This window comes from Roseateles sp. P1_C6, assembly GCF_056406315.1.
In genome coordinates this window covers 592,153-605,901 of record NZ_JBFUAK010000001.1, presented here as the reverse complement: position 1 = coordinate 605,901, position 13,749 = coordinate 592,153, and the positions used below count along the sequence as shown (strand labels likewise).

Here is a 13,749-nt window from a genome sequence, read left to right as displayed (position 1 = left end):
CAAATAGTCATCAACGCAGCGCGACGAGCACGCGGCCGTCCTGCACCTGCACGGCATGCGCCCGCACCGATTGCTCGGGTGCTTCCAGGCATTCGCCGGTGCTCAGGTCGAAATGGTTCTTGTAAAGCGGCGACGCGACGACGATGCGCTCGCCGAGGTTGCCGACCAGGCCGCGTGCCAGCACGCTGGCGCCGGAGCGCGGGTCGATGTTGTCGATGGCGTGGAAGCTTTCCTGGCCGACGCGGAACACGGCCACGTGGCGGTCGCCCACGCGGGCGGCCACGCCGGTGTTGGGCAGGATGTCGTCGACGGCGCAGATGGGGGTGTAGGTCATGGGGCTTCCTTGATCAGGCGGTGGCTTCGTCGCGTTCTTCGGCGCGCTCATCCGGGCGTGCCGGGCGGATCTGGCCGCGCTCTTCCACGAAGACGATCTGCTCGTCCGGCTTGTCGCTGTTGACGAAGGAGCGGAAGCGCTGGCGCACTTCCGGCGTCGTGACGGCGGTCTTCCATTCGCACTGGTAGGTGTCGACGACGGCCTGCATCTGCGCCTCCAACTCGGCGGCGAGGCCCAGGCTGTCGTGGATGACGACGTCCTTCAGGTAGTCCAGGCCGCCTTCGAGGTTGTCGCGCCAGGTGCTGGTGCGCTGCAGGCGGTCGGCCGTGCGCACGTAGAACATCAGGAAGCGGTCGATGTACTTGATCAGGTCGGCCTTGCTGAGGTCGCTGGCGATCAGCTCGGCGTGGCGCGGCTTCATGCCGCCATTGCCGGCGACGTAGAGGTTCCAGCCCTTTTCCGTGGCGATGATGCCGACGTCCTTGCCCTGGGCCTCGGCGCATTCCCGCGTGCAGCCGGACACGCCGAACTTGATCTTGTGCGGCGCGCGCAGGCCCTTGTAGCGGTTCTCGATCTCAACGGCCAGGCCGACCGAGTCGTCGACGCCGTAGCGGCACCAGGTGCTGCCCACGCAGCTCTTCACCGTGCGCAGCGACTTGCCGTAGGCATGGCCGCTCTCGAAGCCGGCGGCGATCAGTTCTTCCCAGATGAAGGGCAATTGCTCCACGCGGGCGCCGAACATGTCCACGCGCGCGCCGCCGGTGATCTTGGTGTACAGGCCGTACTTCTTGGCCACCTGGCCCACGGCGATGAGGCCGTCGGGCGTGACCTCGCCGCCCGGCATGCGCGGCACGACGGAGTAGCTGCCGTCCTTCTGGATGTTGCCGAGGTAGTAGTCGTTGCTGTCCTGCAGCGCGGCCAGCTTGGGCTCCAGCACGAACTCGTTCCAGCACGACGCGAAGATGCTCGCGGCGGCGGGCTTGCAGATGTCGCAGCCCAGGCCATGGCCATGGCGGCCCAGCAGCTCGCCGAAGCTCTTGATGCCGCCCACGCGGATCAGGTGGTACAGCTCCTGGCGCGAATGCGGGAAGTGCTCGCAGAGGTGGTTGTTGACAGCCATGCCGCGCTTGGCCATCTCGAACTTCATCACCTGCGTGACCAGCGGCACGCAGCCGCCGCAGGTGGCGCCGGCCTTGGTGCAGGCCTTGATGGCGCTCATGGTCGTCGCGCCGTCGCCGACGGCTGCGCAGATCTGGCCCTTGCTGACGTTGTTGCACGAGCACAGCTGTGCGCTGTCCGGCAGCGCGTCGGGGCCGATGCCCACCTTGGCCTTGCCGTCGCTGCTCGGCAGGATGAGGAACTCGGGCTCGGCCGGCAGCTTGATGCCATTGAGCTGCATCTGCTGCAAGGTGCCGTACTCGGCCGCATCGCCCACCAGCACGGCGCCCAGCAGCGTGCTGCCGTCCTCGCTGACGACGATCTTCTTGTAGACCTGCTTGCGCTCGTCCACGTACTGGTAGCTGCGGCAGTGCGGCGTCTTGCCGTGTGCGTCGCCGATGCTGGCCACGTCCACGCCCATCAGCTTGAGCTTGGTGGAGAGATCCGCGCCGGGGAAGGCGGCTGCGGCATCGCCGGCGATGTGGCGGGCCGCGACGCGGGCCATCTCGTAGCCTGGCGCGACCAGGCCATAGGTCTGCTCGTTCCAGGCCGCCACCTCGCCGATGGCGTAGACATTGCGGTCGCTGGTGCGGCAGTGGTCGTCAATGACGGCGCCACCGCGCGGGCCGATGGCCAGCACGCATTGGCGCGCCAGCTCGTCGCGCGGCCGGATGCCGGCGGAGAACACCAGCATGTCGGTCTCCAGCCAGGTGCCGTCGGTGAAGACCAGGCGGTGGCGCGCCATCGCGCCGTCGGTGATCTCCACCGTGTTGCGTTGGGTGTGCACCTCGACGCCCAGTTCCTCGATCTTGGTGCGCAGCACGCGGCCGCCGGTCTCGTCGATCTGCACGGCCATCAGGCGCGGCGCGAACTCGACCACATGCGTCTGCAGGCCCATGTCGCGCAGCGCCTTGGCGCATTCCAGGCCCAGCAGGCCGCCGCCGATGACGACACCGGACTTGGACACGGCGCCGCTGGCCTTCATGCCCTCCAGGTCCTCGATGGTCCGGTAGACATGGCAGTGCGGCCGGTCGCGGCCCGGCACGGCCGGCACGAAGGGGTAGGAGCCGGTGGCCAGCACCAGCTTGTCGTAGTGGATGACCTCGCCGTCGGCCAGCGTGATGCTGTGGTCGCGGCGCTCGATGGCCACGGCCTTGGCGGCCAGGCGCAGCGTGAAGCCGGTCTTCTCGAAGAAGCCCGGCGCCACCAGCGACAAGTCCTCGGCGGACTTGCCGGAGAAGAACTCGGACAGGTGCACGCGGTCATAGGCCGGGCGCGGCTCCTCGCACAGCACCGTCACCTGCACGTCGGCCGCGGCGGGGCCGTCCGCAAGGGATTCGAGAAACTTCTGGCCCACCATTCCGTGGCCGATGAGGACGATGTGCATGGTCTGTTCTGGCGAAGCAGGCTGCGCCGACCGGGCATTGCGGGCCAGGTCGGAGCGACAAGTAAGAAAGCCCCGAGAGCAGCGGTCTGCTCGGTCGGGGCCTGGATGAGTTCGCCGTCTGTGGCGATGCTTTGTCAGCAGAGGGCGGCTTCGGCGCAGCACCTCAGGCAAGTCATCGCAAGACGCATGCCTGCGTCGGATTCGGGCTGCGCCCTGGGGGTGGAGCACCGCGCACGGCGGCGCGGCACTGGCGCGGTGCGGTGGCGCGCACCGGCGCGGGGCGGGTCGCCCCGTCAGCGGGCCGGGCGGTCCAGCATCACTTCCAGCCCTTGCGCGTTCAGCTCGGCGTCCAGCGCCAGCCAGTCGGCGGCTTCGGCATCGGCCGGGTGGCCGTGGGCCCGCAACCGGGCCAGGTAGCTATCCAGCAGGCCGGCCTTGAGCCGTTCATGCCGGTCCGGCACCGCGCGCAGCGACTCGGCCAAGGTCACCATCTCGTCCACCTGTTCCAGCATCACGGCGGCCAGGCGCTGCAACTCGGCCACCGTGCCGCCGATGCGCCCGTAGTGCGTGACCTGCATGGCCAGCGGCTCGGCGGCCAGCAGGCGGGCCACCGTGGCCTTCAGCGGGCCGGGCTCGAACTGCACCGGCGTGCTGGTGGGCAGGATCCAGGCGCGGCCGGCGATGTCGAAGGCGCGGTAGGACAGGCCGAAGGTGTCGCCGGTGAACCAGCTGCGGCTCTGCTCGTCCCAGATCGCGTGGTGGTGCTTGGCATGGCCCGGCGTGTCGATCAGGCGCAGCGGCCGGCCGGCGAGGTGGATGACCTGCTCGTCATGGCTGGCCTCGGCGCGCTCGGCCGGCACCGGCATCAGCTTGCCGTAGCTGCGCTGCATCTCTTCTTCGCCGTAGACGGCCAGCGCGCCCAGCCACAGCGCCTTCGGGTCCACCATGTGGCGCAGCCCGCGCGGGTGCACCAGCACGCGGGCGTGGGGCAGCGCCTGCGTCAACAGGCCCACGCCGCCGGCGTGGTCCAGGTGCACATGGGTCGGGATCACCCAGTCCACGGCGTCCGTGCCCAGGCCCAGCGCGGCCAGCGTTGCGAGCAGGCGCGGCACGGCGTGGTTGGTGCCGGTGTCGATGAAGGCGGCGCGGCCGTCCTCCACCATCAGGTAGGCGGCGTCGAAGCGCGGGCGCTGGAAGCCGGTGTCGATGGCGTAGATGCCCTGGCCGAGGTCTTCGATGAAATCAAGCATGGAGAGGAGGCTTCCTAGAATCGCCGGTCACGATAGCCGAAGGAGCCCGCGGTGGCCGTTCACGAGATTCTGAAGATGGGCGACCCGCGCCTGCTGCGCGTCGCGCAGCCGGTGACCGAGTTCGGCACGCCTGAACTGAAGCAATTGATCGCCGACATGTTCGAGACCATGGCCGCCGCCAACGGCGCCGGCCTGGCGGCGCCGCAGATCGGCGTGGACCTGCGCCTGGTCATCTTTGGCTACACGAAAAACGTGCGCTACCCCGACGCACCGCCGGTGCCGCCCACGGTGCTGATCAACCCGGTGATCGAGGTGCTGGACGGTGGCCGTACCGAGGGCTGGGAGGGCTGCCTGTCGGTGCCGGGTCTGCGCGGTGTCGTCGAGCGCGACGAGCGCCTGCGCTACCGTGGCTTCGACGCCGACGGCCAGCCCATCGACCGCATCGCCGAGGGCTTCCATGCCCGCGTCGTGCAGCACGAGTGCGACCACCTGGACGGCATCCTGTACCCGATGCGTGTCACCGACTTCACCCGCTTCGGCTTCACGTCGGTGCTTTTCCCGGAGCTGGACGCGAATGCGGATGATTGAAACCTTTGTAAGCGGCGTCCACCGGCTGCGACGCTGGTGCGTTAGCGTGGCGTAAAGGAGCCTTTCCATGGCCACGCTCGCCGATTCCAAGCTCGTCCTGAACCGTCGCACCTGGCGCGTCCTGGCGCTGACGCTCCTGGTCGCCATCGCCCCCGGCGTCCAGGCGCAGGATGCCGACCGTGACCCGCCGTCGCGCGCGGCCCGTGTCGTCGACGTCGTCGGCGATGCCTGGCTGTTCGACAACGACACGCGCGAATGGACGCGCCTGACGCGCAACCAGACGGTGGGCGAGGGTGACCGCCTGCGCACCGACGACCGCGCCCGCATCAGCTTGCGCGCCGGTTCCACGACGATCTGGGTCGACGAGCGCAGCGACCTGGAGCTGAGCCAGCTCGACGAAGGCCAGACGCTGCTGCAACTGGACCGCGGCGACGTCGCGCTGCGCCTGCGCTCGCCCGAGAACGCCGCCGAGACGCGGCTGCGCACCCGCGAGGGCACGGCCCAGCCCGAGCGCGAAGGCCTGTACCGCGTCGAGCAGCTGGACCGCGGCAGCAAGCTCTACGTCTGGCAGGGCCGCATGCGCTTTGAATGGGCGCGCGGCGCCTCGCCCGTGCACGTGGGCACCGGCGAGCAGGTGGAGCTGTGGTGGCCCGACGGCCCGCGTGCCGAGCGCTCGCCGCTGTACAGCGACGGTTTCGGCGACTGGGTGTTGTCCGAGAGCCGTGAGGAGGGCGACCGGCCGGTGGCCCGCTACGTGTCGCCCGAGATGACCGGCGCCGAGGATCTGGACCGCTATGGCCGCTGGGAGACCGCACCCGAGTACGGCACAGTGTGGATTCCCACCACCGTTGTCGTCGCCGACTGGGCGCCCTACCGCTACGGCCGCTGGGCGTGGTCGCGCCATTGGGGCTGGACCTGGGTGGACGACGCGCCCTGGGGTTTCGCGCCCTTCCACTACGGCCGCTGGGTCAGCTGGGGCGGGCGCTGGTGCTGGGCGCCGGGCGCCTACGTGCACCGGCCCGTCTACGCGCCGGCCCTGGTCGGCTGGGTGGGCGGTGGCGCCGTCAGCGTAGGCATCAGCATCGGCGGTCGCGCACCGCCGCCGCGCTACGGCTGGTATCCGCTGGCGCCGCGCGAGGTCTACCGGCCGGCCTACCACCACAGCCCGCGCTACGTGAACCGCATCAACGACCCGCGCGACGTGCGCGACCCCGTCACCGTGCAGCGCCCGCACCGCTACCGCGACGTGCCCACGGCCGTCAGTACGCTGCCGGCGCCCGGAGCGCGCATCCAGCCCATGCCCGTGCGTGGCCCGGACCGCAAGCCCGAGCCGGGCTGGACCCGCCCGCTGCCGACGGCGCCGGGCCGTGGAGACTTCGCAGCCGTGCTGCCCGCCGCGCCGACACGGCCGGTGGAAGCCGACTCGCCCCGCCAGCGTGACCGCGACCGCGGCGACCGTGAGCCCGGCATGGGCTGGCGCAGCGACGGCCAGGTGCCCGTGCGCCGCGACAGCCATCGCGGGCCCGATGCGCCGGCCACGCAGCCGGTGACGCCCGCCATCGTCCAGCCGCAGCCGCCGCAGGCCCAGCCGGTGCCGATGCAGCCGCGCCCGGGTGCCGAGCCGCAGCGTGGTGGCGACAACATGCCCTGGCGTGCACAACAGCAACAGCAACAGCAGCAGCAGCAGCAGCAACAGCAGGCCCGGGAAGCGCAGCAGCAACGCGAGATGCAGCAGCGCGAGGTGCAGCAGCGGGAGGCCCACCAACGGGAAGCCCAGCAACGCGAGGCGCAGCAACGCGACATGCAGCAACGCGACATGCAGCAGCGTGAGATGCAGCAGCGCGAGATGCAGCAGCGCCGGGAAGAGCAGCAGCGCCGCATGCCGCAGCCGGAGCCCCAACGCCAGGCGGAGCCGCCGCGCGTGCAGATGCCGCAACCGCAGCCGCAACAAGCGCAGCCGCAGGTCCAGCCTCCCCGCGCCCAGCCGCGCGACGAAGGACCGCAGCGTGGCCGTCAGGACGGCGTGCCGGTGCGCAGCGACAAGCGCGGCGACCGCAAGGAAAACGAGCGCTAAAGCAGCGGCTTCAGGGCCGGCCAGACGTTGTCCAGCATCAGCGGATGCGCCTTGGCCAGCGGGTGGATGCGGTCGGGCTGGAACCAGTCCATCGCGTCCGCGCGTTCGGCCACGCCTTTCAGCAGGAACGGCACGAGGCCGGCGCGTGCCTGCTTGGCGACGTCCGCGAACAGCCCCTCGAAGTCGCGCGCATAGCTGCTGCCGTAGTTGGGCGGCACCTGCATGCCCACGACGATGACCTTGGCACCAGCCGCCTGCGCGGTGCGCGCCATCGTCAGCAGGTTGTCGCGCGTGCTCGCGAGCGGCAGGCCGCGCAAGGCGTCGTTGCCGCCCAGTTCGAGGATGACGATGGCCGGCTTGTGGGTGCGCAGCGCGGCCGGCAGGCGGCTGCGGCCGCCGGACGTCGTGTCGCCACTGATGCTGGCATTGACGACGCGATGCGGCTTCTTCTGCTCGGCCAGCCGCGCCTGCAGCAACGCCACCCAGCCGGCACCCGCCTTCAGGCCGTATTCGGCCGACAGGCTGTCGCCCACCACCAGGATGACCGGCGCCTCGGCGGCCGCAGCAACCCCTGACGACCAGCCGGCCAGCACCCCCAGGCTAAAGTGCGCCACCACCGCCCGCCGACGCAGTCCCGACATGCCCGAAGCCCTTGTTCAAGTTGATCAGATCACCAAGCGCGTGCGCGACGCGACCGGGGAGCTGACGATTCTGCATGACATCAGCTTCGAGCTGACCGCGCGGGAGTCCGTCGCCATCGTCGGCGCCTCGGGCTCGGGCAAGAGCACGCTGCTGGCCATCCTGGCCGGCCTGGACACGCCCAGCGGCGGCACCGTCAAGCTGCGCGGCCAGGACTTGTTCACGCTCAACGAGGACCAGCGCGCCGCCGTGCGCGCACGCGAACTGGGCTTCGTGTTCCAGAGCTTCCAGCTGCTGCCCAACCTGACGGCGCTGGAGAACGTCATGCTGCCGCTGGAGCTGCGCGGCGAGCGTGACGCGCGCGATCAGGCAGCGGCCATGCTGGCCCGCGTGGGCCTGGGTGAGCGGCTGTCGCACTACCCACGCGTGCTGTCCGGCGGTGAACAGCAGCGCGTGGCGCTGGCGCGCGCCTTCGTGCTGCGCCCGGCGCTGCTGCTGGCCGACGAGCCGACCGGCAGCCTGGACTTCGCCACCGGCGCGCAGGTGATGGCGCTGATGTTCGAGCTCAACCGCGAGGCTGGCACGACGCTGGTGCTGGTCACCCATGACCGCGAGATCGCGACGCGCTGCGAGCGACAGTTGCGCATCGAGGCCGGCCGCCTGGCCGTCTAGGGCCTTCGCGGCCTACTGCCGTAGCGTTAACAGGTCCTAAGAAAAAGCCCGCCGGGAGGCGGGCTTGATCGTTTCGGTTCGGCGCCTGGCTTACTTCGAGAACGTGTAGTCGGTCTTGGCCTTCTTGATCAGGCCGTCCTGGAACTCGGCCATCTTCTGCTGTTCGATGCGCTGCTTGATCTGTGCCTTGACGTCGTCGAAGGCCGGGAAGGTGGCCGCGCGCGTGTCTTCCAGCTTGATGATGTGGTAGCCGAACTGGCTCTTCACCGGTTCCTGCGTCATCTCGCCCTTTTGCAGCGCCGTCATGGCCTTGCTGAACTCGGGCACGAAGTTGTTGGGGTTGGCGAAGTCCAGATCGCCACCGTTGGCGGCGGAGCCGGTGTCCTTGGAGTTGGCCTTGGCCAGTTCCTCGAAGTTGCCGCCGGCCTTGATCTTCGCGATCAGCGCCTTGGCGTCTTCTTCCTTCTCGACCAGGATGTGGCGGGCGCGGTATTCGCTGCCGCTGTTGGCAGCCTTGAACTTGTCGTACTCGGCCTGGGCATCGGCGTCGCTGATGGGGTTCTTGGTCTTGAAGTCGTCCATCAGGCCGCGGATCAGCAGCATCTGGCGGGCCAGGTCCATCTGCGCCTTGTAGTCGGCGCTCTGCGGGACGCCGCGCTTCTCGGCTTCCTGCATGAAGATCTCGCGGCGCACGACCTCGTCCTTGACCTGGGCTTCCAGTTCGGGCGAGCGTTGCTGCTGGCCGCTCTTGGTGACCTGCTGGATCAGCGTCTCGACGCGGGCCTTGGGCACGGGCTTGCCGTTGACCGTGGCGACGTTCTGCGCGATTGCGGCAGCCGGCAGCAGGGCCGAGATGGTGGCCGCGACGACGGCGGCGAGCGCAAACTTCTTCATGGGGTGGGGGTGTGACTCTGGCTAAAAAAATCGCGCCCGGGATGGGCGCGTGGTTCGATCACGCTTGACCTGACTCGGCCTCGCCCGGGGCGCGGGCATCGATCGCCAGCGCGTGAATGCCGCGCTGCATCAGGTCAGACAAAGAATGATAAACGAGGCGGTGACGGGCCAATCTTTGCAGGCCGGTAAAGCGATCCGACACGACAGCCACGTGAAAGTGGCCGCCCTCGCGGGCGCCGGCGTGGCCGGCATGTTGGGCGCTGTCATCGCGGATGGCGAGTGCCGTGGGCGCCAGTTCGGCGCGCAGCCGCGCCTCGATCTCGGTGGTGAGGCTCACGGCTTGCTGTCCTCTTCCTGCGGTGGCAGATGCTTGCTGAGGTACAGCCCCTGGGCCAGCGTGAACAGCAGGATCAGCCCGGTCACGCCGAAGACCTTGAAGTTGGCCCAGGCCGAGGTCGAGAAGTGGTAGGCCACGTAGAGGTTGACGACACCCATCGCGGCGAAGAACAGCACCCAGGCGCGGTTGAGCCTGAGCCACACCGCGTCGGGCAGCGCCAGGTCCGCGCTCAACATGCTCTGGATCAGGTTCTTGCCGAACCAGGCCTGCGACACCCACAGCGTCAGCGCCATCGCCCAGTACAGGCCGGTGGGTTTCCACTTGATGAAGGTCTCGTTGTGGAACCAGACCGTGGCGCCGCCAAGCACCACGACCAGCGCCAGGCTGATCCACAGCATCAGGTCGATCTTTTTGCCGCGCAGCTTCAGGATGGCCGCCTGGGCCAGTGTCGCGACCATGACGACCACCGTGGCCAGCAGCACCGGCGCCTCCTGCGGGCCGACGACGCCGCCCTGCACGAGGAAGCCGAAGTGCTGGGTCGCGAACGCCGCGGCGGCATCCGGGTTGCCTTCGGCGCCCTTGAAGGCGACGAAGAACAGGATCAGCGGCAGAAAGTCGAGCAATAACTTCATGTTGAATCAGTCGAGGACAGAGCGACTCGCTCCGCTCGGGCGGTCTGTCCCCGAGTTCAGGAATTGTCCCCGACGAAATCGATCGATGCGGAGTTGATGCAGAAACGCTCACCGGTCGGCTCGGGGCCGTCGGGGAAGACATGGCCCAGGTGGCTGCCGCACTTGTTGCAGCGCACCTCCACGCGCACCATGCCGTGGCTGCGGTCGACGATGCGCTCGACCACCTCGCTGTTCACCGGCGCCCAGTAGCTGGGCCAGCCACAGCCGGCGTCGAACTTGGTGTCGGCCTCGAACAGCGGCGTGCCGCAGCCCACGCAGTTGTAGTGGCCGTTCTCGAAATGGTCCCAGTACTTGCCGGTGAAGGCGCGCTCGGTGCCGGCCTGGCGGGCGACCTGGTATTGCAGGGGATCGAGCTGCTCGCGCCACTCGGCATCGGTTTTCTGGACGGGGTAGGGCTTGTCGGTCATGTCGGCCTCAGGAGGAGCAGGAGACTTCGAGGGTCTGGGCCCAGTCGGGCGGCAGGGCGGCGTCGCTGGGGAGAACCGGTTCGTCGAACGGGCGGCTCAGAACTTTCAGCAAACGGTCGATCTCGCTGAAATCGCCGCTCTGCGCCGCACGGATGGCGCCTTCGGCAAGGTGGTTGCGCAGCACGACGGCCGGGTTGACGGCCAGCATGCGCGCCTCGGCGTCGGGCGCCGCGCGCGGGCGCCAGCGCGCCAGCCAGGCATCCAGTGCGTCGCGGTCGATGAAGAGATCGCGCAGCGGCCCGGCATCGGTCAGCGCTCGGGACAGGCGGCGGAAGCTCTGCGTGAAGTCCGCGCGCGACGCGGCCATCAGCTTCAGGAAGTCATCGGCCAGGGCCTGGTCGTCGGTGGTCTCGCCGTCCAGACCCAGCTTGGCACGCAAGCGGCCCAGCATCGCGCTGGCGAAGCGCCCGCGGTAGGCCTCGACGGCCTCCAGCAGCCGTTCGCCGGCCGCCTCGGGCTCGCCGTCCAGCAGCGGCAGCAAGGCCTGGGCCAGCGCATGCAGGTTCCAGAACGCGACGGACGGCTGGCGTGCATAGGCGTAGCGGCCGCGGTCGTCGCTGTGGTTGCAGATGTGGCCCGGGTCGAAGGCGTCCATGAAGCCGAACGGGCCGTAGTCCAGAGTCAGGCCCAGCATGGACATGTTGTCGGTGTTCATGACGCCGTGGCAAAAGCCGACGGACTGCCAGTGCGCGACGAGGTCGGCCGTCTGCAACGACACGCGCTGAAGCAGCGCGACGGCGGGCTCGGGCGCGTCGGCGCATTCGGGCGCGTGGTGTGCAATGAAGAAATGCGTCAGGCGGCGCAGCGCGTCCAGCTGGTCGTGGTGGGCGAAATGCTCGAAGTGCCCGAAGCGGATGAAGCTGGGCGCGACGCGCGTGACGACGGCGGCGGTCTCGACCGTCTCGCGGATGACGGGCAGGCGCGAGCCGGTGATGCACAGCGCGCGCGTCGTCGGCACGCCCAAGGCGGCCATCGCCTCCGAGCACAGGAACTCGCGGATGGAGGAGCGCAGCACCGCGCGGCCGTCCGCGCGGCGGGAGTAGGGCGTCTGGCCGCCACCCTTCAGCTGCAGTTCGTGCGGGCCATGGGGCGTGTCGACCTCGCCCAGCCACAGCGCGCGGCCGTCGCCCAACTGGCCGGCCCAGACGCCGAACTGGTGGCCGCTGTAGACGCTGGCCAGCGGCCGCATGCCGGGCCAGGTGGCATTGCCGGAGAACGCCGCAAGCGCCTCGGGACGCGAGGCCCAGTCGGCGGGCCAGCCGAGCAGTTCCGCGCAGGCTGTGCTCTGGGCGACCCAGTGCGGGTCGGGCAGGCCTTGGGCGGGCAGCTCGGTGAAGAATTCGGTGCCCAGTGCGGCGAAGCGGTTGGTCCAGGCCAGACCCTCGAGCGGTTTCATCGCACCAGTTTAGTGACGAGGCGTTTTGCCCCGCTGGCCTGGGTGTTTCCCCGGGGTCCAAGGGTCGCGGTTGTGACGGTCGGCTGCCGGAGGCGGGGGCTAGACTGGGTCGATAAGACCGCCAGGAGACAACCATGGCATTGATGGGCCGGATGATGTCGGATCCGCTGCTGATCTCGTCGCTGCTGAGGCACGCCGAGCGGCATTCGGGCGAGACCGAGATCGTCAGCAAGCGGGTCGAGGGCGACCTGCACCGCAGCAACTGGCGCGAGCTTGCGCGCCGTTCGCGTCAGGCCGCGCAGGCGTTTGCACGCCTGGGTTGCGAGAGCGGCGACCGTGTCGCGACGCTGGCCTGGAATGGCCACCGCCACATGGAGATCTACTACGGCAGCTCCGGCTCCGGGCTGGTCTGCCACACGATCAACCCGCGCCTGTTTCCCGAGCAGATCGTCTGGATCGCCAGCGACGCGCAGGACCGCGTGCTGTGTTTTGACGCAACCTTCCTGCCGCTGGTCGAGAAGGTCGCGCCGCTGCTGAAGACGGTGAAGCACTTCGTGCTGATGACCTCGCGCGCCCACATGCCAGCGACCACGGCCATTCCCAACCTGCTGTGCTTCGATGACCTGCTGGACGCCGAGACCGGCGACTACAACTGGCCGCAGTTCGACGAGAACACCGCGTCCAGCATCTGCTACACGTCGGGCACCACGGGCAACCCGAAGGGTGCCGTCTACAGCCACCGCTCGACCGTGCTGCACGCCTATGCCGCCGCGCTGCCGGACGCGATGGACTGCTCCGGCCGCGACGTCATCCTGCCCGTCGTGCCGATGTTCCACGTCAACGCCTGGGGCCTGCCCTACAGCGCCGCCATCGTCGGCTGCAAGCTGGTGCTGCCCGGGCCGCACCTGGACGGCAAAAGCCTCTTCGACCTGTTCGAGAACGAGAAGGTGTCTTTCAGCGCCGGCGTGCCGACCGTCTGGCTGGGCCTGTTGAACTACGTCAAGGCCAACAACCTGAAGTTCTCGACGTTCAAGCGCACCGTCATCGGCGGCTCGGCCTGCCCGCCGGCCATGATGAAGTCGCTGCAGCAGGACTTTGGCGTCGAGGTCATCCACGCCTGGGGCATGACGGAGATGTCGCCGCTGGGCACGCTGTCCAAGCTGACAACGCGCCAGCTCGAGCTGTCGGCCGAACAGCAGCAGCGCCTGCTGGAGAAGCAGGGCCGTGTCATCTACGGCGTGGACATGGCCATCATCGACGACGAGGGCCGCTCGCTGCCCTGGGATGGCGCCAGCGCAGGCAACCTGGTCGTGCGCGGGCACTGGGTCATCTCCCAGTACTTCAACCATGACGAGTCGCCGTTGATCAGCGTCGACGGCGAGCCAGGCTGGTTCCCGACCGGCGACGTGGCGACCATCGATGCCGATGGCTTCATGCAGATCACCGACCGCAGCAAGGACGTCATCAAGTCCGGCGGCGAGTGGATCAGCTCCATCGACCTCGAGAACATCGCGATGGCCCACCCGGGCGTGCACGAGGCCGCCGTCATCGCCGCGCGCCACCCGAAGTGGGACGAGCGCCCGCTGCTGGTGGTCGTCAAGAAGCCTGACGCCACCGTCACACGGGAGGAGTTGCTGGCCTTCTTCGACGGCCGCATCGCCAAGTGGCAGGTCCCCGACGACGTCGCCTTCGTCACCGAGATTCCGCACACGGCCACCGGCAAGGTGCAAAAGCTCAAGCTGCGCGAGCAGTTCCTGCACCACAAGTTGCCGACGACCTGAGTCGTCTGGGGTAAGCACGGGACGCCATTGCGACCCGGCTGCATTAACTTCCGTTCACATTCGAGCCATCACAACAGGAG

General features: G+C 69.0%; 13 protein-coding genes. 4 read left to right on the top strand and 9 right to left on the bottom strand.

The genetic code is table 11. The features are described from left to right. Window positions 1-10 precede the first annotated feature (10 nt). From nirD to AC1D29_RS02525, 3 genes are all read right to left on the bottom strand, one after another. Entirely contained in the window at window positions 11-334 is a 324-nt protein-coding gene (gene nirD, locus AC1D29_RS02535; protein ID WP_477894310.1) for a nitrite reductase small subunit NirD, read from the bottom strand. A 13-nt stretch (window positions 335-347) separates the two neighbouring features. Next, window positions 348-2,879: a nitrite reductase large subunit NirB gene (gene nirB / locus AC1D29_RS02530; RefSeq protein ID WP_477894309.1), complete on the bottom strand. Its 2,532-nt coding sequence runs from the start codon at window positions 2,877-2,879 to the stop codon at window positions 348-350. Between the two features lie 293 nt (window positions 2,880-3,172). After that, on the bottom strand, window positions 3,173-4,129 hold the full coding sequence (locus tag AC1D29_RS02525) for an MBL fold metallo-hydrolase (RefSeq protein WP_477894308.1): 957 nt from the start codon (window positions 4,127-4,129) through the stop codon (window positions 3,173-3,175). 51 nt (window positions 4,130-4,180) lie between these two features. Between AC1D29_RS02525 and def the strand changes: the two genes are divergently transcribed. Further along, window positions 4,181-4,717: a peptide deformylase gene (gene def / locus AC1D29_RS02520; RefSeq protein ID WP_477894307.1), complete on the top strand. Its 537-nt coding sequence runs from the start codon at window positions 4,181-4,183 to the stop codon at window positions 4,715-4,717. 67 nt (window positions 4,718-4,784) lie between these two features. Beyond that, window positions 4,785-6,791, top strand: coding sequence for a DUF6600 domain-containing protein (locus AC1D29_RS02515; protein ID WP_477894306.1), 2,007 nt, complete (start codon window positions 4,785-4,787; stop codon window positions 6,789-6,791). Here AC1D29_RS02515 and AC1D29_RS02510 read toward each other — a convergent pair. After that, a complete protein-coding gene (locus AC1D29_RS02510) occupies window positions 6,788-7,432 on the bottom strand; it encodes an arylesterase (RefSeq protein ID WP_477894305.1) in 645 nt (214 codons plus the stop codon). The two genes, AC1D29_RS02515 and AC1D29_RS02510, sit on opposite strands and share 4 nt — an antisense overlap. Here AC1D29_RS02510 and AC1D29_RS02505 point away from each other — a divergent pair. Next, on the top strand, window positions 7,431-8,102 hold the full coding sequence (locus tag AC1D29_RS02505) for an ABC transporter ATP-binding protein (protein WP_477894304.1): 672 nt from the start codon (window positions 7,431-7,433) through the stop codon (window positions 8,100-8,102). The two genes, AC1D29_RS02510 and AC1D29_RS02505, sit on opposite strands and share 2 nt — an antisense overlap. A gap of 90 nt (window positions 8,103-8,192) precedes the next feature. On the opposite strand, the gene AC1D29_RS02500 is transcribed toward AC1D29_RS02505, so the two are convergent. Genes AC1D29_RS02500 through AC1D29_RS02480 form a run of 5 tightly spaced genes read right to left on the bottom strand, consistent with a single transcriptional unit; the run spans window position 8,193 to window position 11,888 of the window. Next, entirely contained in the window at window positions 8,193-8,996 is an 804-nt protein-coding gene (locus AC1D29_RS02500) for a peptidylprolyl isomerase (protein ID WP_477894303.1), read from the bottom strand. A 58-nt stretch (window positions 8,997-9,054) separates the two neighbouring features. Beyond that, window positions 9,055-9,333 (bottom strand): BolA family protein, encoded by a 279-nt coding sequence (locus AC1D29_RS02495; protein ID WP_477894302.1) that lies wholly within the window; start codon window positions 9,331-9,333, stop codon window positions 9,055-9,057. Next, window positions 9,330-9,965, bottom strand: coding sequence for a septation protein A (locus tag AC1D29_RS02490; RefSeq protein WP_477894301.1), 636 nt, complete (start codon window positions 9,963-9,965; stop codon window positions 9,330-9,332). Before AC1D29_RS02490 ends, AC1D29_RS02495 begins: the two co-directional genes overlap by 4 nt. 56 nt (window positions 9,966-10,021) lie before the next feature. Then, entirely contained in the window at window positions 10,022-10,432 is a 411-nt protein-coding gene (msrB, locus tag AC1D29_RS02485) for a peptide-methionine (R)-S-oxide reductase MsrB (protein ID WP_477894300.1), read from the bottom strand. A 7-nt stretch (window positions 10,433-10,439) separates the two neighbouring features. Continuing rightward, window positions 10,440-11,888, bottom strand: coding sequence for a protein adenylyltransferase SelO (locus AC1D29_RS02480; protein ID WP_477894299.1), 1,449 nt, complete (start codon window positions 11,886-11,888; stop codon window positions 10,440-10,442). A 134-nt stretch (window positions 11,889-12,022) separates the two neighbouring features. Here AC1D29_RS02480 and AC1D29_RS02475 point away from each other — a divergent pair, with 134 nt between their 5' ends. Beyond that, window positions 12,023-13,669 (top strand): 3-(methylthio)propionyl-CoA ligase, encoded by a 1,647-nt coding sequence (locus AC1D29_RS02475; RefSeq protein WP_477894298.1) that lies wholly within the window; start codon window positions 12,023-12,025, stop codon window positions 13,667-13,669. The last annotated feature ends 80 nt before the right edge of the window (window positions 13,670-13,749 follow it).

Excerpts from the sequence above, each read along its gene's own strand:
- msrB (WP_477894300.1), bottom strand. The coding sequence starts at position 10,432 with ATGACCGACAAGCCCTACCCCGTCCAGAAAACCGATGCCGAGTGGCGC.
- nirD (WP_477894310.1), bottom strand. The coding sequence starts at position 334 with ATGACCTACACCCCCATCTGCGCCGTCGACGACATCCTGCCCAACACC.
- AC1D29_RS02510 (WP_477894305.1), bottom strand. The coding sequence starts at position 7,432 with ATGTCGGGACTGCGTCGGCGGGCGGTGGTGGCGCACTTTAGCCTGGGG.
- AC1D29_RS02500 (WP_477894303.1), bottom strand. The coding sequence starts at position 8,996 with ATGAAGAAGTTTGCGCTCGCCGCCGTCGTCGCGGCCACCATCTCGGCC.
- AC1D29_RS02475 (WP_477894298.1), top strand. The coding sequence starts at position 12,023 with ATGGCATTGATGGGCCGGATGATGTCGGATCCGCTGCTGATCTCGTCG.
- AC1D29_RS02525 (WP_477894308.1), bottom strand. The coding sequence starts at position 4,129 with ATGCTTGATTTCATCGAAGACCTCGGCCAGGGCATCTACGCCATCGAC.
- nirB (WP_477894309.1), bottom strand. The coding sequence starts at position 2,879 with ATGCACATCGTCCTCATCGGCCACGGAATGGTGGGCCAGAAGTTTCTC.
- AC1D29_RS02480 (WP_477894299.1), bottom strand. The coding sequence starts at position 11,888 with ATGAAACCGCTCGAGGGTCTGGCCTGGACCAACCGCTTCGCCGCACTG.
- AC1D29_RS02505 (WP_477894304.1), top strand. The coding sequence starts at position 7,431 with ATGCCCGAAGCCCTTGTTCAAGTTGATCAGATCACCAAGCGCGTGCGC.
- AC1D29_RS02490 (WP_477894301.1), bottom strand. The coding sequence starts at position 9,965 with ATGAAGTTATTGCTCGACTTTCTGCCGCTGATCCTGTTCTTCGTCGCC.
- AC1D29_RS02515 (WP_477894306.1), top strand. The coding sequence starts at position 4,785 with ATGGCCACGCTCGCCGATTCCAAGCTCGTCCTGAACCGTCGCACCTGG.